This window comes from Pinirhizobacter sp. (assembly GCF_036499745.1).
In the GTDB taxonomy this organism is placed as follows: Bacteria; Pseudomonadota; Gammaproteobacteria; order Xanthomonadales; family Rhodanobacteraceae; genus Pinirhizobacter.
In genome coordinates this window covers 76583-96748 of sequence record NZ_DASYDG010000058.1, presented here as the reverse complement: position 1 = coordinate 96748, position 20166 = coordinate 76583, and the positions used below count along the sequence as shown (strand labels likewise).

The following is a 20166-nucleotide window of genomic DNA, read 5'->3' as shown; positions in this document are numbered from 1 at the left end:
GTTTTCCCGAAAAGAAGCGTTGTTTCGAACCGGGGGAGCGCTATTTTACCGGGACAAGCCCAATCCAGCGATTGAAGCAAAGGCCCATCCGACTTTGAGACCCGCACGTTCCACCGCCTTCGTGGAAAGCTCGATCCACGTCACCACCTTCGCCATCCTATTCGCGATCAGTTTCTGCCATCTGCTCAACGACATGATGCAGTCGCTTCTACCGGCCATTTACCCCAATCTGAAAAGCAGCCTGCATCTGGACTTCGGCCAGGTCGGCATGATCACCCTTGCCTATCAGCTCACCGCGTCCATCCTGCAGCCGCTTGTGGGCCTATACGCTGACAAAAAGCCCACGCCGCTGGCGCTTCCGGGCGGCACGTTATTCTCACTGGCGGGATTGCTGGTGCTCTCCACCGCCCATTCGTACCCGATGGTACTGGCGGGTGCCTGCCTGCTGGGCCTTGGATCATCGATCTTCCATCCTGAATCCTCACGCGTGGCACGCATGGCCGCCGGTGGCCGGCATGGCCTTGCACAGTCGCTGTTCCAGGTAGGTGGCAATGCGGGCTCCGCGCTTGGCCCTCTGGCCGCGGCGGTGGTCGTGGTTCGCTGGGGACAGTCCAGCGTGGCCTTCTTCGCGCTGCTGGCCCTGCTTTCATGCGGCATCCTGTGGAACGTGGGTATCTGGTACAAGCACCACGGCCTGGAGCGCCTGAAGAAAAGCGCGGGCCGTCGCGACGGCGCGGTGGAACTGCCTAAAGGCGCAGCTCGCAAGGGCATCGCCATCCTGCTTGCGCTGATCTTTTCCAAGTACGTGTACCTGGCCAGCCTCAGCAGCTACTTCACTTTCTACCTGATCCACTGTTTTGGAGTATCGGTGGAAGTGGCACAGCTGCATCTGTTCGCCTTCATGGCCGCGGTGGCCGTGGGCACGGTGGCCGGTGGACCGATCGGTGATCGCATCGGCCGGAAGTACGTGATCTGGTTTTCGATCCTGGGCGTGCTGCCGTTCACCTTGCTGCTGCCGCACGTGAACCTGTTCTGGACCATGCCGCTGACCATCATCATCGGCCTGCTGCTGGCCTCGGCCTTCCCTGCGATCGTGGTGTTCGCCCAGGAACTGGTCCCGGGCAAGATCGGCATGATCTCCGGGCTCTTCTTCGGCTTCTCGTTCGGCATGGGCGGCCTGGGGGCCGCGGTACTGGGCGAAGTGGCCGATGTGTGGGGCATCGAGACGGTGTATGCGATCTGCGCGTTCCTGCCCGCCATCGGGTTGCTGGCGGCGTTCCTGCCCGATCTTCGCCAGCGTCCTGACCACGGCGAAGGCTGACAGAACGTAAGCGTTGGCCGACAGATTCAATCGCAAATCGCCGATAGCTGGATGGGCGCGGCGGGAGCACGCTTTCGTCACTCTGACTTGAGCGAGCCCACCATGACCGCCATCGCATTGACCAACGACGACCTGCATGACGGGCCCGACCTTGCCAGCCAGCTCGATACGCACGGCGTAGCCCTGTTACCTGGTCTGCTGTCCCCGGGCTATTGCAACCATATAACGCGCATGTACCCGGACGAACGCCACTTCCGAAGCCGTGTCGTGATGCACCGCCATGGCTTCGGCCGGGGCGAATACCAGTATTTCAACTACCCCCTTCCCGGCCTCGTGCAACAGCTGCGCACAAGCCTTTACCCGCAGCTGGCTGAGGTGGCCAATCAATGGAACCAGGCCCTTGGGATTGCATCACGCTTTCCGGCCGATCACGCCGACTACCTGGAACGTTGCCATGCCGCCGGCCAGCGGCGGCCCACGCCACTGCTGCTGCAATATCGCGAAGGCGACTACAACTGCCTGCACCAGGACCTCTACGGCGAGCTGGTATTTCCACTACAGGTAGCCGTGCTGCTGTCCGAACCCGGCGTGGACTTCACCGGCGGGGAGTTCGTATTGACCGAGCAACGCCCGCGCATGCAATCGCGGGCGGAAGTGGTGCCCCTGCGCAAGGGTGACGCGGTGGTGTTCCCGGTCAACGAACGCCCCGTACAGGGTGTACGGGGCGTCTATCGGGTGAAGATGCGCCATGGCGTGAGCCGGCTGCGTTCAGGCCACCGGCACACGCTGGGCATCATCTTCCACGACGCCACTTAAACCCGCATCACGCCTTGGCGCGTTCGGGAAGCTTCCAGTCCGGACGGATGAAGTGGCAGGTGTAGCCCGTAGGATAATTCACCAGGTAATCCTGGTGCTCGGGTTCGGCCTGCCAGAAGTCCCCGGCGGGCGCCACCTCGGTCACCACCTTGCCCGGCCACAGGCCTGAGGCATCCACGTCGGCGATGGTGTCTTCGGCCACGCGCTTCTGCTCATCGGTCGTGTAGTAGATGCCGGACCGGTACGACGTGCCGCGATCGTTGCCCTGGCGGTTGGCGGTGCTCGGGTCGTGGATCTGGAAGAAGAACTCCAGGATCTTCCGGTAACTGGTTACCGCAGGATCGAAGATGATCTCGATGCCTTCGGCGTGCGTGCCATGGTTGCGGTAGGTGGCGTCCTTCACGTCGCCGCCGGTGTAGCCGACACGCGTGGAGACCACCCCCGGTTGGTGCCGGATGAGATCCTGCATGCCCCAGAAGCAGCCTCCGGCAAGCACGGCGCGTTCGGTGGTAGCGGTCATGGTATTTCTCCTCTCTTTATGAAGACGGACAGTTATTGCGGCTGTTGTCGGCAATGCCGGAAATCACCCAGCGCTGGTTCTCGTGCACGAGGTTGATCACGTCGGTCCCACAGTGGACCACTTTGCCGTTGAGCAGGAATTCATAGGGCGCCCACACCATGGCAATGTCATCGTCGATGCGGACGTCCGGGTCGTGGATGCGTTCTTCGATGCGGTCCTTCGATGGCTTGATGTGGTCGGCGAACTGGGCAAGCGTCATGCGCACCACCTTGCCTTCACGCAGCAGCGCCACGCTGCCCTCCGGCTGCACTTCGGCCAGGATGGCGTTCTTGTCGTAACGGGCCATGCCGTCGAACAGCGCCTGGATCGGTGCCAGAACCGCTTGCTCGGTAGGATTGGCTGCCATCACCAGCGATGGGACGATGGCCAGGGTGGACAGGCACGACAGGACGAGGTTTCGGGCAACTCGGTGCATGGTGGCAACTTCCTTTTGTGGGAACACAAGGTGTCGTGCCAACTACACCACTGTGTATGGGCCAAGTCGAGTCAAAACAAGCTTGAGGGTCGACCCGTCACGCCGGCCTGGCCTATCCTTGGCCTTCGACCGCCTAGGGACGCAAGCCGATGGGATACCCCGTTGTCCGCCGCTACCTGCTCGTGATCGCCGCAGGGCTCACCCTGCCCCTGCTGGCCACCCCGCCCGTCCATGCCGCTCCCACGGCCCGTGCCGCGGATGGCGGAATTTCCGTCAGCCAGGAAAAGCAGACCATCACCCTGCGGCCGGTAGCCGTCAACGTGCTGCAAGTGCATGTAACCCGGGCCGGCGCCCCACCCCAGCCCGCAACCTTCGTGATCGACCCGAAATCACCACCGAAGCCCGTGGCGCCGGGTAAGCTGCAGGACACCGCCCATGCGGTGGAGCTCTCAACGCCCGGGTACACCGCCCGCTGGGACAAGTCCACCGGCACCCTTGCCCTCACCACGCCCGAAGGCCAGCCACTGCTGACCCAGGCGGACACCGCGGCGCTGGCCTCGGGCCGCATCGTGCTCACCCATGCGGCATCGGACCGCATCTACGGCATCCGCGGCTACTTCGCCACCGAGCCTTCACAGGCCGGGCTGCTGCGCCAGGGCGTGCAAGTGGCCAAATCAGGTGAGCAGGGCTATGCCGGGGCGCCTTTCGCCTGGAGTACGTCGGGCTACGGCGTGCTGGTGGATGCACGGCCCGCACGCTTCAACCTCGATGGCGGCACGCTCACCGCCGACGGCTTTCCCGATGGCAACTTCACCTATTACCTGATCACCGGCACGCCGCCGGAGATCTTCCGCGCACTGTCACGGCTCAGCGGCCCGGCGCCGATCTTTCCCAAATGGGCGATGGGCTTCATCAACAGCCAGTTCGGCATCGACCAGGCGGAGTTGCTGGACATCGTCAAGACCTACCGGCAGAAGAAGATCCCGACCGACAACATGACGCTCGACTTCGACTGGAAGGCCTGGAGCGAGGACAACTACGGCGAGTTCCGCTGGAACGAGAAGAAATTCCCCGATGGTCCCAGTGGCCGGTTGAAATCTCAGCTTGACGCCCAGGGCATCAAGCTCGCCGGCATCATGAAGCCGCGCATCCTGGTAGATAGCATCCAGGGCCGCTACGCCACCGACCACCATCTGTGGTTCGACGCCAAGCCCGCCCTGGGCGACTACTTCTCGTTGAAGATGATGCGCGACGTCGACTTCAACAAGCCCGACACCCGCACATGGTTTTTCAACGACGTACTCAAGCACTCCTTCGATACCGGCATCGTGGCCTGGTGGAATGACGAGGCCGACGATACCGGCGACGACTACCAGTTCATGAACATGCAGCGCAGCCTCTACGAGGGCCAGCGGGCTTATTCGCCACTGCGCGTGTGGTCGTTGAACCGGAATTTCTACCTGGGCTCGCAGCGCTACGCGTACGGCATGTGGTCCGGCGACATCGATACGGGCTTTGACAGCATGTCCAGCCAGCGCGAGCGGATGCTGAGCGCGATCAGCCTGGGCGAATGGAAATGGGGCATGGACGGCGGCGGTTTCGTCGGCCGTCCCTCGGACGAGAATTACGCCCGATGGATCGAGTTCGGTGCCTTCACGCCGATCTTCCGCGTGCATGGCTCGTTGAACGAGAAACGCCAGCCGTGGCGCTATGGGCCGGTGGCGGAAGCCGCGGCAACGAATGCCATCCGGCTGCGTTATTCGCTCATTCCTTATATCTACTCGTACGAGCGCGCCACCTACGATACCGGCGTTGGCCTGGTACGGCCCCTACCCTTTGAGTTCCCCGCCGACGCCAACGTGCGCAACGACGTGGACGGCTGGATGTTCGGCCAGTACCTGCTGGTATCGCCGGTGGTGATCGGCGGCCAGATTGGCAAACAGGTGTACCTGCCCAAGGGCCGCTGGACAGGCTATTTCGACGGCAAGGTGTACGAAGGCGGCAGGTCCGTCAGCCTGCCGGTGGATGCCAAGAGCTGGAGCGACATTCCGCTATTCATCCGCGACGGAGCGATCATTCCCAGCCAGGGGCCGGTGCAGTACGTCGGACAGACGCCGCTGGTCAACCTCGACGTGGACGTGTTCCCCGCCGATGGCGAAACACATTTCAACTATTACGACGACAACGGCACGAACTATAACTACGAAAAAGGCCAGTATTTTGCGCAGACACTCTCCACCCGCCGCAGCGGCAAGGGTGCGGTGTTCACCACGGGGACGCGGTCAGGCACGTACAAGGCACCGCTGAAGTATTACCTGGTGAAAGTGCATGGCGTAGCCGGTACATCCGTGGCCGGCCTTACCCGCCGCAAGGACGAACACGTGCTGCGTGCCACCGAAGCCCCCGGCTGGACGACCGGCAAGGACAAATATGGCGAGGTCACGTACCTGAAACTGCCTGCCGGGAAACCTGGCTCGTGGGAGGTGCAACCATGAGAGCGGTTCCGGGCATGATCGCGGCCGTGCTCGTGCTGTCCACCGGTCACGCCATCACCGCCCTGGCCGCTGATGCCACCGCCGCCGCACCGACGCCCAAGCCCACCCAGGTGCAATCGCGCGAGCTTCACCAGGTCCTGGAGCAGGCACCGGTGGCCGAGAACCTCAAAGTCTCGTGGCAGGAAGCGTTACCTGCCATGGAGCCGGTGGTTTCGTTCCTTGCCTGCTACCCGGGGTGGGATGCCTGGACACACCTGGCCGCGTACCAGGTACCCGGGTTCAGCGGCAGCACTTACTATCTTTCCGCGATCAGCGCCACGCGTTATCACGACCCTGGCAAGTGCATGTCCATCCGCCATATCCATTCGGTGAAGCAACGCCCCGATGGCACGTTGACCTTCCGGGTGCTGTTCTACGACGTGGACAGCAACGAGGAGGCCGACCGTACCTTCGGGATGTTGCGGCAGGCGAACGGCACGTGGCTGTTCGCCCGCGGCGGTTTCTAGCACTTCATAGTTTCACCCTCACGCCCACGGTGTAGAAACGTCCCACGGCGCCCGGCTGTGCGTAGGTGGGGTTGTAGTTCAGCGCCGCGTAGTTCAGCGTGTCGATCGGCGCCTTCTTGTCGAAGGCGTTCAGCACGGAACCGGTAAGGCTGATCTTCGGGGTGATGTCATAGCTTCCCGTCAGGTCGAAGGTCGTGAACGAGGACATCCGGCAGCTCGGCGGGAAATTCTCCCCCGTGATGGTGTTGGTGGAGAAACAACCTTCGGCGACATCCGGCGCGGTGAGCTTGAGCCCGCTGGTGTAGTAGAGCGTACCGGTGACGGTGGCCTTGCCGAAGGTCACGCTGTTGGACCACGAACCACGATAGCGCGGTGTGCCGGCACCGGAGGACACACCATACGGCCCGTGGGTCCCCACGAATTGCTCCTTGGAACCGCCCTGCAAGGTCAGCGTCCAGCTTATGATCTTGGTCAGGCTCAAATCCGAATCCCAGTGCATCGCGCCCCAGTCGGCATTGGCACGAAGGTCCAGGTCCACGCCCTGGGTCTTGAGCGAGTTCTGGTTCACGTAGGGAGCATCCACCACGATCGGCCGCGGCAGCGCCGTGGGTGCGGCCGGGTCCGGGACATCAACCACGATGGAGGATCCCGGCGGCAATGGCAGGCCGGCAAAGTAGGCATCCAGTACCGCGTTCGGATCCTGCTGGGCGATCACACCGGTCTTCTTGATCTGGTAGTAATCCACCGACGCACTGAAGCGGTCCCAGGGTTGTAGCAACACGCCCAGGGTGAAACTCTTCGATTTCTCCGGCTGGATGCGTGGATTGGCTGAGGTAAGGAACGCCAGCGGATACGGTTGCACGTAACCACTGCCACCATGGGCATCCTGGAAATCCGACGGCGGGGTAAAGGTGGCGAAACCTTCAGCCTGGCTGGATCCATTCTCAGCGAAGCTTGGCGCGCGGAACCCCTTCGACCATGTGCCGCGAATGGCGATCTGGTCGATGGGCTTCCATTTGATGCCGACCTTCGGCGAGAAATTGCTGCCGAAATCGGAGTAGCGGTCGAAGCGTCCCGAGGCATCCACCTCAAGGCTTTCCAGGAACGGCGCATCCAGCTCAACGTACGCGCCCCGCACCACGCGGTGGCCTTGCGTGTGCGCAACGCCAAGGCCTTGGGCCGCCAGGTTGGGATTGAGGTCCGGATCGTCCTGGCGCTCCTTGCGCAGGTCGATACCGGTGGCAAGTCCCAGCGCGCCGCCGCCCAGGTCCGCCAGCGTACGCGACGCCCGGAAATCGAGCGACTGCAGGTCGCTGGTGGAGGTTTTGCTAAGGACAGGCGCCAGTGCCGCGCGCAGCGCCGGGGAATTGGCCCCCGGGTTGGTGAAGTTGTAGGCACCGGTATTGATGTCGTTGATGAGTGCCGCATAGTTGAGGAAGCCGATGTTGTCCACGTCGAGCGACGTGTGGTTCAACACCAGCGCACTGTCGTAGTCCCACTCGCCCCAGCGTCCATGCACACCGCCGACGAAGCGCAGGTTGTGGTTGTCGTTCTTCGCACCACCGGGAATATCCGGGAAGGCGAAGTTGAGCAGGGCCACGTTGCCGGCCGCCGCGAATGGGTTGTACGGATTGAGTTGGCCATTGCTTAAAGTCACAGGCAGGGCAATGGAGTTAGTGTTGTTGGGCGTACTGGTCTGGATCTGTGCCGGCACGGCGCGCACGATGGTCTTGGTGTCGTAGTAGCTCATACCTATATAGGCAGTGGTGTTGTCTGAAATCTTGATCGTCAACCGGCCATAGACGCCTGTCCGCTTCATTTCCGGCTGGATTTGCCCGAACAGGGCCTGGTTCTGCGAGCAGTAACTGCCGGGGTTCGATGGATCATTGGTCACCAGCGTGCCGCCTGGGCCGCAAGGCACCAGCGGCTGGGCCACGGCACCGGGGTTCGGAACGCCCGTGGTGATGTCGCCGGGTGTGCCCAGCGTACCGGGTGTCACCGTGCCCCAGAACGAGCCTGAGTTCTGCGATGGCTGGCCGGCGGTGAGGTTATTGCCGCCGATGCGGCTCAGGTCGGCGTTGTTGAAGGGGAACCCGCGCTGACCCACGCCAATGGCATCGTCCTTCTGGTATTCCACACTCAGGTACGCGTTGTAGCCATCGTCCTTCAGGCTGCCCGTGCCCATCAACGCCGTGGCGCGGCGCGTGGTGCCGCCACCATGTTGCGAAGTGCCGACATCCGCCGTGGCATCCACACCGGTGAAGCTTGGCTTGAGGATGATATTCACCACACCGGCAATGGCATCGGCCCCGTACAGCGATGAAGCGCCGTCCTTCAACACATCGATGCGTTCGATGGCGTTGGAAGGAATGGTGTTGAGGTCGACGAACGATCGCTGGCCGTCGTCGGCCAGCGCATAGCTTGCCGCGCGCCGGCCATCGATCAGCACCAGGGTGGAGTTCACGGTGAGGCCGCGAAGCGCTACGCCCGACGAACCTGCGGCGAAACCCGCGGTGAATGCCGCGGGGATCGATCCGCTGTTGTCGGCCGACACCGCGCGAACCACATCCGATACGGTAGTAAGGCCGCTTTTTCGGATCTGGTCGGCGGTAATCACCGTGACCGGCGAGGGTGTTTCGGCGTCGATGCGCGGCAATGCCGAGCCGGTCACCGTGATGGCCGCCAGTTCAGTGGTTTGGGGCTGCGGTCCTGTGGGGGAGCCTTGGCCCGGCGGGTTGGCTTGTGCGTAGGCCGCCAGCGGGGAGCAGGCGGCCATCAGCGCAGTCGCAAGGGCGCGACGACGCAGCGCACGGGCGTGCGTTAGGGTATGCATATGCGATCTCCGAGGCCTGTAGGGGAGTTAAGGCGGACGACGATCAGGAGCGCCGCGGCAAAGCGGCACGGGACAAGCCGTGTGGGCGGCTATACCCAGGTGCAGTGGGGTACGTTCATAGTGACGCTCCGATATTGCACGGCCGCGCGTTCCACGGTTGTGGCAGTGCTGTACGAAACGAAGCCACGCCTTCCTCGTGGCCTGCCACATGCCGGTTGGGGAAGACCGATGCGCATGCGGGCAATTGGGACGCTACTCCGCTATTTCGGCGAATACAACAATTTTTTACGGACGGCTTTACGGCCATCAAGCCTATGCCCCGAGGCACCTGGGAGGTGCTAGAAAGGGAGGACCTGCGAAAGCCCGGAAACGCCGTTCTCATCGAACGCTTCCACCGCCACTACGTAGTGCACGCCCGTGTTGAGCGAACGCAGGGTAAGCGTGGTGGGCTGGTCGGCGAACCGCTGGTAGGTCCAGTGCAGGCGGTCGGCCTTCAGGCCCCAGCGTACGTTGTAGCCCACCGCTCCAGGCACCGGCTTCCAGGTGATATCCGCATCGCGGTCGTCCGCATGGCGACGTGCCGACGTCAGCACCGGCGCCGCGGGCGGGGAGCCATCGGCCCGGCCGAACACACGCAGGTCCGAGATGGCGAGGTTCTTCGCACCCACGTGCACGTTCACATAGCGGACGAAACGAACCCTGGCCGCCTTCGCCAGTTCCACATAGGCGTTGGCATGGTCGCGGTTTTCCTTCGACCAATCGGCAAGCGCATTCCAGGACTTGCCATCCAGGGACCCCTCCAGCCTGAACCGGGTAATGAGGTCGGGCGCATCGCCGAACCGGCCGGATTGGTAGTCGGCATAGTTCACCTGTACGGCACGAACCGTTCGGGCGCCGCCAAGATCAACCGTAAGCGTTTGCCCCGGTGCGTTGCGCGGGGCAACCCAGAAGGTCCGTGGATCTTCGTCGGTGACCGTGGAAGGATCGTGCCCGGCAAGGCTGCCTGATGCAGCAGCGGCCTTGCGGTAGGACAGCAGCATCCAGCCGGCGAAAGTGCTTTCGCCTTCACGCAGGGCGTGGTCTGGCATGACCTGCGGAAAATCGCCAAAGCGGGTGTCCACCCACATCTGGCCATCACTATGGAAGCCTGCCGGGAACATGTCGATGCGGCGCTCGAAGCGCCAGTTGATACCGATCCACGCAGTACCGGTATTCCAGTAGTTGCCGTATGCATCCTGGAAGGTCGAGCCGTGCCCTGCCCCGGTAACGAATCCGCCAGGCTTGTAGCCCACCGGGCTATAGGGTGCATAAGTGAACGGCCCCAGTGGACTCTTGCCGGTGTAGACACCCGTGGCGTACACGTTGTACTCGGTGCCCGGGGCTGCGTACTGGTAGTAGTACGTATCGCCGTGACGGTTCATCCACGAGCCCTCGATGTAGGAGGGCTTGTCGCCAGCCGTATGATCCTGGCCGAATCGTTCCCACCCATGGTGGAGCGGATCCAGCGACAGGAATACCTGGGGTTTGGTCACGAAGGCCAGCCGCTTGCCCTCGCCTTCCGCGGCAAAGGCGGTTTTCAGGTCGATCTGCGCGCCATGCAGCGGATACGTATCGGACGATCCCCAGTAGAGGTACACCTTGCCGTCGTCGTCGGCGAACAGGCCGGGGTCCGTGGGGCCCGGCGGCAGGCGGCCAGCTGGCACGGCGTTGCCCTCCGCCACCGCACCGGGGACGGGCGGCAACTGGCGGGTCCAGAACTGCCATTTCCCATGCGCAGGATCCGTGGAATACATCAGCGGCCTTTGCGAGACAGCCGACTGCATCAGGAACAACTTGCCGTCGGTCACCAGGGTGGCCGGTGCCACCACGCTGTCGAAGGGCCAGTGGTCGGGCCTGGTGAATTGCCAGTGCACCAGGTCGTGAGATTGCCAGTAGCCGTCGGCCAGTGTCTGGAACAGGAAATAGTTGTCACCGTAACGAACCATGGCAGGATCAGCGCCGGTACGGTAGGAAATACCTTCGTTCATCTGCTCGAAGTTGTAGCGGTAGTCGATGTCGATCGGGTTGATCCACGTGCGGCCGGTCGGTGTGTCGTCGGAGCCGGCGATCGCGGAACCTGCGTTGCCCAGGGCCAGGGCAAGGAACATTGCCTGTCGTGTCGCGTGTTGTCTGGTCATCGGTAAAGCATGAAACCCGGCCGCCGCCAGCGCAACTGGCGGCGGCCAATGTAAAACAACCCGTTGCATCCAGGCAGCATCAGTAGGACAGCGTCACCGATGTCGAAGTGAAGTTCTGGCCATAGTTGCATTGCGGGTCGATACCCGAGGTGTCGCTGCCACCCCACGGCGGATTGGCCACGAGATTATTGTTGCGGTCGTACACCTGGATGTTGTGGAAGGTAATCGGGCCTCCGGAGTATTGATTGCAGCTGGCCACGCTGTAGACCTCGAGCACGCCGCCGAATACCCAGTTGAGGTCGGCATAGGGATTGGTGCTGAGCGAGCTGGTCTGGCCCGTGGTCACGTTCTTCGAGTCGATGTTCCAGGTGCCACAGGAGACTCCCGCTGCACAAGTGGAATACGTGTCGCCCACCACTTCGTCGCCAGCGCTCGCGGCTATCGGGTCGCTATGAAAGGTCGTGCCATCCACGCAGCAGTTCCAGCTGGCCAGGGTCCACGCCTTGTCGCCGTAACCATTCCAGCCCAGCACCGGCTGCAGGATCGACTGCACGTCAGGCAATTGCTCAAGGCCCGGGAAGAAATAGATGGTCTGGTCGCCCCTGTTGGCCGGCTGCGCCGGGACCGTCCAGCTTGCCACGATGCGGTTGATGGGCGTGCTTGAGCTGTAATTTCCCGTTTCCACCCAACCGGTCTGTTCCGGCTTCCGGCTTGGTGTCGTACGCTTGCCATTGGGTGACACGCGGACACCCTGCAGGGTGAAATTATCGCTGGTGCATAACGCGGGCTTTTCCATCGCACCGCTGGCACGCCGGATCATGCCATTGGCTTGCAGCCGGTCACCGTTGTGTAGGGTGGCGACGCAACTGGGCGAGAAGTAACCATTGGGTGTAATGACGTAGTCGTCAGGGACGCCTTGCGGACGCGCCGCGGCGGCGAGTTGTCCTACGCGGGTGAGTTGGCTGCCGACCGCAGGGGCGGCGACGGCAGGAAAGGTAAAGGCGAGCCCAAGCGCCAGTGCGATGAGCAAGCGTGCAACGGTACGGAGTTTCGAATGTGACATCACCATCGGTACGACTCCTTTGCCATGAAAGGGAAGTCGTCCATGAGGCGTGCCCGGCCCGATTGGCCGGCACGAGCCCCCGCTCCGTCACCTTCGCAAGAAAGTGAAGGTTGACCGTAACGCGTCAGCTACGGTTGGTTTTGTGACGTGGGTTTCAATCGAAATAATTCGCAGGAATTAGCGATGAGCGAGTTCGGCAACTTGTTTCGCCAGCGTGTACGCATCACCCGAAGGCGTCGCGCTGTATACCTTGTTCGCGCGGTTGAAGGCATCGCCACGGGCGAACCAGTCGATGCGCGCGGGCGGCTGGTGCGTGGCAAGTGACGTATCGAGCGTGGTGAAGAAGGCCTGCCAGCGGGGGCGATAGTAGTCGCGCGTCAGTCCCGACCAATCCTTGTTGCCGTAGTCGTGCAGGTCTGCTCCCTCGCTTGCCTTGCGGTCGCCCCAGGTGGTGAGGATCGAGCGCGCGTCGTAGTGCAGCACGGTATCTTCATCTGTGTTCGACGCCCAGCCTTCGACATGGGCCAGCCACGTTCCCAGCATGAAGTCCGCGTCGGTCGCCAGCAGTTTGTCCTGTTCGTCCATCAATGCCAACCAGCGATCCTCGAGGATTCGCAAGCCGCGTGCATCGCCGGCCTGGAACGCGTGCTTGATCTGCGGCAACAGGCGGCGGCTCTCGTTGGCCAGCACCTGGCGGGCGACATCAACCAGGTCGTATCGATAAGTCGGCGTACCACGCAACGCCGGTGCAACGTCAAGCAATTGGTCCAGTGCGCCCCGGAACTGGTCTGGATCGTAACGCAAACCCTCCGGTGACCAGTTCGATGCGCGGTTCACATCCAGAGACGGCTGCGCCGCGAACAGTGATTCCTGGGCAGCGTCGCGCTCGCTATGGAACTCAACGCCTTCCGGGTGCAGGTCGTAAGCGGTGTCCAGCAGGATTTTCCACGCGGCAAGAGCATGCGCGTCATCGCCGCCGTAACGCCGCCGCGCGTATTCGGCGGCCCAGGCCTGGCGATCCACGGGGCCATCGTGCCAGGCCATTTCAGTGAAGAGGTCAAAGGCGAACGGGTTCGAATCCATCCCTTCGGGGAATACCGCGGTGCCCACCATGTTGGCGTTGGCCGCATGCATGCGCGGCAAGCGCTCGGTGTAGTTGCGGATGTTCGTGCCCAGGGTGGTACGGCCACCGAATGCCCAGATGCCTCCGAACAGGAAAGGCGCGCCCTGGAAATCGCGCATGCGGTCGTCGCGCGGAACCTTGTCGTGGTCGATATCGATGATGAAAAGCTTTGAACGGACCACGCCGGTCAATAGGTCCTGGCGGGGGTTGCCCTGCCAGGCCAGCATCATCCAGGCCGCGCCCGGGTGGGCAGCGTGCAAGGCGTCCTGCACGGCACGCGCCGCTTCGGGTACGGGAACATCGCCCGAGTCGCCGCCTTCCTGGAACACTTCCATGTCGTAGATCGTGCTGTCGCCGTAGAGTTCGTGCTGGTGCCGGTAGAACGATGCCGCCACTTTCCTGAACATCCGGTCACGGGGATCGAGCCAGCCCGGCCGGGTAAAGCCGGCCCATTCGCCCTGGGGCACCACGTGGGCGCCAGGGAAGCGGCTGGTGAAGTCCGCCGGCACGATGCCATAGAAGCCTGGGAATACCGGGGTGATGCCCAACTCGCGCAGGCGCGCCACGATGCGGCGGGCGGAGGCCGCGCGCTTGTCCAGCAACGCCTGGCTGATAGGACCGTTGAAGCAGCACAGGTTACCCATCAGCTGCCAGTTCTGGTGTGCCGGCTGGGTAATCCAACCGCGAATCGCGGCATCGTCGTAGCCGAAATCCCTGAATGTGCGGTACAGCACCGAATCCATGCCGCGCTCGATGACCATGGCGTTGATGCCCGACAGCGCCAGCACGTCGATCTCGTGCTCCCAGCGCGGCCACTCCCAATAGGGCGAGCTATAACCGTCGGTGTTCTGGTTCAGCGCATAGCGCCAGGTGAACGCCGAAGCGCGCTCGATGGTATGCGCCGGCAGCGGCAACCCCGGATCGAAGCGGCTGCCATTGGTCGACACCTGGCCGTGTGCCACGTATTTCAAATACCAGTTCACACCGGCAAGCAACGCGCTGGTGCTGGTGGCTTCCACCCGGGGATGGCCGTCCCGGCTGAGGATGCGGAAACGCTCGCCCGCGCCATCCATCGAAGCAAGCTCAAGCCCCGAGAACCGCGCCGGAAACAGTCGTTGCACCACCCCGCGGGCCGGTGCCACGTCGAACGGCTTCGCCCAGGCCGCCGGCAGTACCAGCAGCAGGGCGAAAACCATGCAGGCCCGCGCGGCGTGCATCATTTACCCGCAGCGGGAATCTCGACCACCACCAGGCCCTGGGGCGGGATATCCAGGCCAAGCTTGCCTCCGCTGATGGCGACGTGCTCAGCCGGTGCCATTTCGCCGGCCTTGCGCAACTGCACGATCTGCTCGCGGCTGGGGAATGGCGGACGCCCCATGGCATCGAAGGCGGCAACGGCATTGCCATGCGTCTCATCCACGCGCCACACCGTGGCGTTGCCACCGCCGTGAGCGACATCGAACTGGAAGTGGCGCACGTCGCCCTTCGGCTTGCCCGGCGTGTACTGGTCGGTATTGCCTACCGGCTCTGCGTAATTCCAGGCAGCGATCACCACCGTACCATCCTTGCGGCGCGTTACCAGTGCGCTGTCGGTCTTTGCCGGCAGCCTTTCGTCGCCGAGCTTGTGAAGCAGGGCAAAGGCGTTGAAGGCTGGCTTGGGGATGCGGTCGGCGGCGATCAGGCCGAAGCCGCCGTAGAACGGCGTACGCACCACGCCCTGTTCCTCGAACACATCCGAGAACGACCAATAGCTCATGATGTCGACCTTGCCCGCGCACAGGCGGATGGTGTTGGCCATCCACGGACCCATGTACACGGTGTCGGTAACATTGGGCAGGTTGGCGTAAGACGCGTTGAACTCGCTCATGATGAACGGAAGGTGCGGATAGGGCGACGCCAGTATTTCCTTGTGCACCTTGTCTACAGCGCGGCATACCATGTCCGAACGGGGAATCTTCTCGTCGGTCTTGAACACGTTCTGGGCGGTGTCATCGCCATAGACATGCGTGCTGAGGAAATCCACCGGCACGTTTTCCTTCTTCACGTGCGCCAGGAACGCAGGCACCATCGCTGCCTGTGCCGTGGACGGGCCGCCGACACGGATGCGCTTGTCCACCGCCTTGAGCGCGCGCGCGGTGTTGTCGTAGAGCTCAAGGTAGGTCGACTCAACCGGCCGGCCGCTCCAGAAACCGTTCGGCTCGTTCCACACCTCGAAGTACCAGCTGGATACTTCCCCGATGCCGTAGCGTTCGATCAAATGCCTGGCGAACGCCTGCATCATGGCGTTCCAGGCTTTGTAATCCTTCGGCGGCGCAATATTCTGGTGATACCAGAAAGCATGCAGGGCCTTCGGATCAGACGAGAGCTCCGGCGGCATGAAGGACAGCTCGACGAAGGGCTTGATGCCACGCTCGAGCAGGCCATCGTAGATCTGGTCGACGTACGACCAGTTGTACTGCCAGGCACCATCCCGGTTGCCGGCAATGATGCCGACATCGCGGTCGAAGATGCCGTGGAAACGGACGTACTGGAAGCCCGTGGCGCCCTTGACCTTTTCCAGGTCCTTCCGGTAGTCGTCACGCAAGGCCAGCGACGCCCTGCCCGAACCGTACATCTGTTCCCAGAAGTGGGGGAAGGGCTCGGTGCTGGCCGACGCATCGATGCGGATCTGTTCGGGCTTTTCGTCAGCGGCCTGGGCAACCAGGGGCAAGGCGAGTGCCAGGCAAAGGATGAGATGGCGGATAGTGGGCACGGATACTCCCCTTCAAGAGAACGACAGTTGGATATTGAGCCCCGCCTTGCCCTGCAATTGCAACAAGCCATCGTTGTCTGCCGTGGCATCGAAGGCCTTGCCGTCCATGAAAACGGATGTAACTACTTGTCCCGCCGGTACGCGAAGCGATAAAGAATTTTTTCGTTGGCAGATGAGCGATGCCGACGTGGCGCGTGAATCGGACCATGCAATGTCCACGATGAACCCGCCGCGGGCGCGCAGGCCGCGCACCGAGCCATCAGGCCACGACTTCGGCAGTGCCGGCAAAAGAGCCACTTCCCCGGCGTGGCTTTGCAGCAACATTTCGGCGATCGCAGCCGTACCGCCGAAATTCCCGTCGATCTGGAAAATGGGACCATCGTCCACGGGAAGCGTGTCGAACAGGTTGGCGCTGGTGTGATCCCTGAGCAACGTTGCAAGTGATGCAAAAGCCGCCTCGCCTTCGCCAAGGCGAGCCCACAGGGCCACCGCCCATGCACGGCTCCAGCCCGTTGAGCCACCACCATGGGCCAGCCGCCGTTCAAGCGCCACGCGCGCAGCAGCCGCCAGCTTGGGCGTACGGCGTGGCGTGAACTCCCGGCCCGGGAACAACGGGTACAGGTGGGACATATGCCGTTGCCCGGGCTGGCTTTCGGCGAAATCCTCCGACCATTCCTGCAACTGGCCAAAGCGGCCGATCCGGTACGGTGGCAACTTGCCATGCGCCACTTTCAGCTTCAGTACCAGGTCGTTGTCCACGCCCAGGATCTGCGCCACTTCGATGCAGTTGGCGAAAAGCTCGCCAAGCAACGCCACGTCCATGGTGCAGCCGGCACTGGTCTGCGCCACGGCGCCGTCGGGAGCTACGAATTCGTTCTCCGTGGAATACGATGGACACGTGGTCAGGCCACCCTTGCCATCGTCCACCAGCCACGCCAGGCAGAAAATGGCGGCGCCTTTCATCGCCGGCCACGCCTTGTCGCGCAGGAACTCCCTGTCGCCAGTGAACAGCCAGGCATCGTAGAGATGCGAGCACAGCCACGGGCCGCTCATGGCCCAGTTCGCCCAATACGGATCGCCGATGCCCTGCCCCACCGGATTCGCCGATGCCCAGATGTCGCTGTTGTGATGGCTCACCCAGCCGGGCAGTCGATAGGTTTCCCGTGCGGCGATATGCCCGGTATCAGCCAGAGTGGCGATGAAGTCGTGAAGTGGCGTGGCACATTCGGCAAGCGCGCAGGTATGCGCCGGCCAGTAATTCATCTGCAGGTTGATGTTGGTGGTGTAGTTGGCATTCCACGGCGGCCGCACCAGGTCGTTCCATAGCCCCTGCAGGTTCGCCGGCTGCGATCCGGGCCGGGAGCTGGCAATCAGCAGATAGCGGCCGTAGTTGAAGTACAACGCGAACAGCGAAGGATCGGGCCGGTCGGCAAGGTCGGCGCGGCGGCGGTCGGTGGGATCGGTTGATGGTGCGAGCTTGCCCAGGCGCAGGGACGTGCGCCGGAAAAGCGCCTGGTGGTCGGCGACATGACGATCCATGAGCGTGTCCAGGGACTGTTTGCACGCTTCGCCCACGTCGTGCCATGCCCTGGCAATCACCTGGCTAAGTGGCGTATCGGGCCTGCTCCGCGCTCCATGGAATCCGGTGGCGCCACCGATCACCAGCGTTATGGTGTCGGCACCGGTCACCACCAGCTTGCCATCGGCAACGGCAAGCGTGCCGCCCTCGTGCAGCAATCGCAGGCTCGTTGCGAAGAACATACCCTCGCCCACGACCTGGCTTTTTTCAACCGGATCAGGCGTGATCGGGCGGCCATTGCCACCGATGTGCGAAGCGGCCTTGCCCGTCAATTGCAGGCGTCCGTCGGCATAGACGCCAGTGGATCCCTTGAGCGCGGCATCCAGCGCGACCGTGGCATCGATGCTTCCCGCCCGGTCGGCGCCCAGGCGCACGACGATCACCCCATCGGGCGCGGAGACGAACACGTCACGACGGTACGCCACGCCGTCGGCGGTATATCGCACCGAAGCGCAGGCACGGTCCAGGTCAAGCTCGCGGCGGTATTCCGCTACCACGGATGCCGGCCGCATGCTGATCAGTACGTCGGCAAAGGGCTGGTACGCTTCATCGAAGCGCCCCTGCATCTGATGGGCAATGCGGTCGCCCAGGTGGTAGTCCGCGTGCGTGAGTACCGCGTCGCGAAGCGGCTGCAAATGATGGCTGGCGTCCGGGTTGTTGCCGTCGCGCGGATATCCCGACCACAACGTATCTTCGTTCAACGCCAGGTGTTCTTCCCAGGCGTTGCCATCCACGCCCCCGTGGACCATGACACCGAGGTGGCCATTGCCCAGTGGCAAGGCATCGATCCAGCGACTGGCTGGCCGGGTGAACCAGAGCATGGTTTCCGCGGCATTATCTTGCGACGCCTGGGCCGCCGCCGGTTCGGCGAGGCCACGGGACACCAGCGGCAGCAGGCCCAGCGAGCTGGCGCCGCGCAGGAAGGCGCGGCGCGATATCCGTTTCATGGTGGGTTTCCAGCAGCAACACAGCGCCCGTCCCGGGCAACCCCGGGATATTTGCACAATAGCCGCGTCCTGGCGGCCGAATGAGCCGGTGCCATGGTTCGTGTGGCGATGAGTTGCTCAGGTGCCTTACCCTGCGTGACCCATCGATCCAGCGCCATCACGATGTCGTGGTCGGCGTCCTGCGGCAACCCCGCGCGTGGCACTTCTTCATTGCCGAACGATGTCGCCCCCGGGCCGCCCCAGCAATGGCCCATGCCTGGCACCATGAACAGACGGGTAAAATCATCCAGGTTCGGCGATTCGTCATGCCGAGCCATGAAGTGGCCGACATCCTGGACGTATTCGATCGTGCCCCGCGGCGGCACGGCTGCATCGCCCCAGCCCTGGAACAATAACAGTTTGCCGCCATGGGCCCGGAATGCCCGAAGATCTGGATTGACCGCATCCAGGTACGGTGCCTCGCGTTGTTGCGCGGCGACCAGATCACGATGCAGATCGCTGGTTTCCGGATCCCAACCCTGCCCCTGGTAGACCAGGTCGGCGAAGTTGCTGAAGCCAAACTTGCGCTGCTCACCGCCTAGCACCCACAGCCTCCAGCTGCTGCCATCATCTTCCATGCCAGGCTCAAGGCCAGGATGTATGCGTGCCCCGGTCACCGGATCCACCGGGCCGGCGTAGAGCGCCCGCACGGTAGCCACCTGTGCAGCGGTCAGGCAGTTGTCGCTGTCGTTGTCCTTGTCATTGCACTGGATGGCCGCAGGATCGACCCGGCAGCGCCGCGGATCGTCCACGATGCCGTCACTGGTACCGTCAAGCGCATCGCAAGCGGCAAGCGATGCTTTCTGGATCGCCGCCAGCTTCGAAACAGGCAGTGGCGCATGGCCGAGCACCCTGGCATTGGCAACGAACGCCGTCATCAAGTGGCTCCAGCGTGCCGCCGGCGCACCGTCCACGATGCCGTCGAAGTCGTTGGGAAAGCGTTGCGCCTGCATCAGTGCCTCCCGTCCACCATCCGAACAGCCGACGAAATACGCCTGGCGTTGCATACGGCCGTAATAGGCGGCAATCAGGCGGCGCGATAGCAGGAAAGTTTCATGGATGGCGCGATAGCCGAAGTCGCGGATCTTCTGCGGATGTCCCACGGTGAATCCGGCGGTGTCATCGGCCACGTGGCCATCGTCAGTGACTGCCGTGGCGTAACCGCGGTTGAGCGGGGTTACCAGCGCATAGGTGTAAACCTCACCGCCCCAGCCACCGCTGCCCTTTTGCAAGTACTTGCCGTTCCACGCTTCTACGGGTGGAAGCCACAGTTCGACGTGGATGTCCGAATCGGCCGTGGGGTGGCTTACTATCCGTACCGCGCAGTGTGCCCCGGCATGCGCCGCCAGACGATCTCCCCTGGCCGGGAAATCCAGGCCCGGCTGCATCGTGGCCGATTCAACCCTGGCATGCGCAAGCGCGACGCCGCCAAGGGCCTGGCAGGCGTCGTCCGCCATTGCGGGTAACGTGACGAGCGCCACGAGGACCAGGAGGCATATCCGTCCAGCCATGCTTCCTGT

The 20166-nt window shown here is 63.1% G+C and carries 13 protein-coding genes; 4 read left to right on the top strand and 9 right to left on the bottom strand.

Annotated features, from left to right (window positions below; genetic code table 11):
* Window positions 1–193 precede the first annotated feature (193 nt).
* Both VGM61_RS19195 and VGM61_RS19190 read left to right on the top strand, forming a co-directional pair.
* A complete protein-coding gene (locus VGM61_RS19195) occupies window positions 194–1321 on the top strand; it encodes an MFS transporter (protein WP_331524541.1) in 1128 nt (375 codons plus the stop codon).
* Window positions 1322–1423: 102 nt separating this feature from the next.
* Window positions 1424–2137: a 2OG-Fe(II) oxygenase gene (locus VGM61_RS19190; RefSeq protein ID WP_331524536.1), complete on the top strand. Its 714-nt coding sequence runs from the start codon at window positions 1424–1426 to the stop codon at window positions 2135–2137.
* A 7-nt stretch (window positions 2138–2144) separates the two neighbouring features.
* On the opposite strand, the gene msrA is transcribed toward VGM61_RS19190, so the two are convergent.
* Entirely contained in the window at window positions 2145–2657 is a 513-nt protein-coding gene (gene msrA / locus VGM61_RS19185; RefSeq protein WP_331524535.1) for a peptide-methionine (S)-S-oxide reductase MsrA, read from the bottom strand.
* 16 nt (window positions 2658–2673) lie between these two features.
* Entirely contained in the window at window positions 2674–3132 is a 459-nt protein-coding gene (locus VGM61_RS19180) for a nuclear transport factor 2 family protein (RefSeq protein ID WP_331524534.1), read from the bottom strand.
* 149 nt (window positions 3133–3281) lie between these two features.
* Here VGM61_RS19180 and VGM61_RS19175 point away from each other — a divergent pair, with 149 nt between their 5' ends.
* Window positions 3282–5627 carry a TIM-barrel domain-containing protein gene (locus tag VGM61_RS19175; RefSeq protein WP_331524533.1) on the top strand — a complete coding sequence of 782 codons (2346 nt, stop codon included), beginning with the start codon at window positions 3282–3284 and terminating at the stop codon, window positions 5625–5627.
* Window positions 5624–6133: a hypothetical protein gene (locus tag VGM61_RS19170; protein WP_331524532.1), complete on the top strand. Its 510-nt coding sequence runs from the start codon at window positions 5624–5626 to the stop codon at window positions 6131–6133. Before VGM61_RS19175 ends, VGM61_RS19170 begins: the two co-directional genes overlap by 4 nt.
* Window positions 6134–6137: 4 nt before the next feature.
* Here the strand turns inward: VGM61_RS19170 and VGM61_RS19165 are convergent, their stop codons facing one another.
* The 7 genes from VGM61_RS19165 to VGM61_RS19135 all read right to left on the bottom strand — a co-directional run bounded on the left by VGM61_RS19165 (window position 6138) and on the right by VGM61_RS19135 (window position 20157).
* Window positions 6138–8966, bottom strand: coding sequence for a TonB-dependent receptor plug domain-containing protein (locus VGM61_RS19165; protein ID WP_331524531.1), 2829 nt, complete (start codon window positions 8964–8966; stop codon window positions 6138–6140).
* A 338-nt stretch (window positions 8967–9304) separates the two neighbouring features.
* Entirely contained in the window at window positions 9305–11143 is a 1839-nt protein-coding gene (locus VGM61_RS19160) for a family 43 glycosylhydrolase (RefSeq protein WP_331524530.1), read from the bottom strand.
* Window positions 11144–11222: 79 nt separating this feature from the next.
* The gene (locus VGM61_RS19155; protein ID WP_331524529.1) at window positions 11223–12212 is read right to left on the bottom strand and encodes a hypothetical protein; all 990 of its coding nucleotides are present in this window, start codon (window positions 12210–12212) and stop codon (window positions 11223–11225) included.
* A gap of 171 nt (window positions 12213–12383) precedes the next feature.
* Window positions 12384–14525 (bottom strand): alpha-N-acetylglucosaminidase, encoded by a 2142-nt coding sequence (locus tag VGM61_RS19150; protein ID WP_331524528.1) that lies wholly within the window; start codon window positions 14523–14525, stop codon window positions 12384–12386.
* 20 nt (window positions 14526–14545) lie between these two features.
* The gene (locus tag VGM61_RS19145; RefSeq protein WP_331524527.1) at window positions 14546–16081 is read right to left on the bottom strand and encodes a GH39 family glycosyl hydrolase; all 1536 of its coding nucleotides are present in this window, start codon (window positions 16079–16081) and stop codon (window positions 14546–14548) included.
* A gap of 12 nt (window positions 16082–16093) precedes the next feature.
* A complete protein-coding gene (locus VGM61_RS19140; RefSeq protein ID WP_331524526.1) occupies window positions 16094–18607 on the bottom strand; it encodes a glycoside hydrolase family 95 protein in 2514 nt (837 codons plus the stop codon).
* On the bottom strand, window positions 18604–20157 hold the full coding sequence (locus VGM61_RS19135; protein WP_331524525.1) for a tannase/feruloyl esterase family alpha/beta hydrolase: 1554 nt from the start codon (window positions 20155–20157) through the stop codon (window positions 18604–18606). The genes VGM61_RS19140 and VGM61_RS19135 overlap by 4 nt, the downstream gene beginning before the upstream one ends.
* Between the last annotated feature and the right edge of the window lie 9 nt (window positions 20158–20166).

Bases quoted from the DNA above. Each gene is read 5' to 3' on its own strand.
- VGM61_RS19195 (WP_331524541.1), top strand. From the start codon at position 194: ATGATGCAGTCGCTTCTACCGGCCATTTACCCCAATCTGAAAAGCAGC.
- VGM61_RS19150 (WP_331524528.1), bottom strand. From the start codon at position 14,525: ATGGTTTTCGCCCTGCTGCTGGTACTGCCGGCGGCCTGGGCGAAGCCG.
- VGM61_RS19160 (WP_331524530.1), bottom strand. From the start codon at position 11,143: ATGACCAGACAACACGCGACACGACAGGCAATGTTCCTTGCCCTGGCC.
- msrA (WP_331524535.1), bottom strand. From the start codon at position 2,657: ATGACCGCTACCACCGAACGCGCCGTGCTTGCCGGAGGCTGCTTCTGG.
- VGM61_RS19180 (WP_331524534.1), bottom strand. From the start codon at position 3,132: ATGCACCGAGTTGCCCGAAACCTCGTCCTGTCGTGCCTGTCCACCCTG.
- VGM61_RS19165 (WP_331524531.1), bottom strand. From the start codon at position 8,966: ATGCATACCCTAACGCACGCCCGTGCGCTGCGTCGTCGCGCCCTTGCG.
- VGM61_RS19155 (WP_331524529.1), bottom strand. From the start codon at position 12,212: ATGGTGATGTCACATTCGAAACTCCGTACCGTTGCACGCTTGCTCATC.
- VGM61_RS19140 (WP_331524526.1), bottom strand. From the start codon at position 18,607: ATGAAACGGATATCGCGCCGCGCCTTCCTGCGCGGCGCCAGCTCGCTG.
- VGM61_RS19135 (WP_331524525.1), bottom strand. From the start codon at position 20,157: ATGGCTGGACGGATATGCCTCCTGGTCCTCGTGGCGCTCGTCACGTTA.
- VGM61_RS19190 (WP_331524536.1), top strand. From the start codon at position 1,424: ATGACCGCCATCGCATTGACCAACGACGACCTGCATGACGGGCCCGAC.
- VGM61_RS19170 (WP_331524532.1), top strand. From the start codon at position 5,624: ATGAGAGCGGTTCCGGGCATGATCGCGGCCGTGCTCGTGCTGTCCACC.
- VGM61_RS19175 (WP_331524533.1), top strand. From the start codon at position 3,282: ATGGGATACCCCGTTGTCCGCCGCTACCTGCTCGTGATCGCCGCAGGG.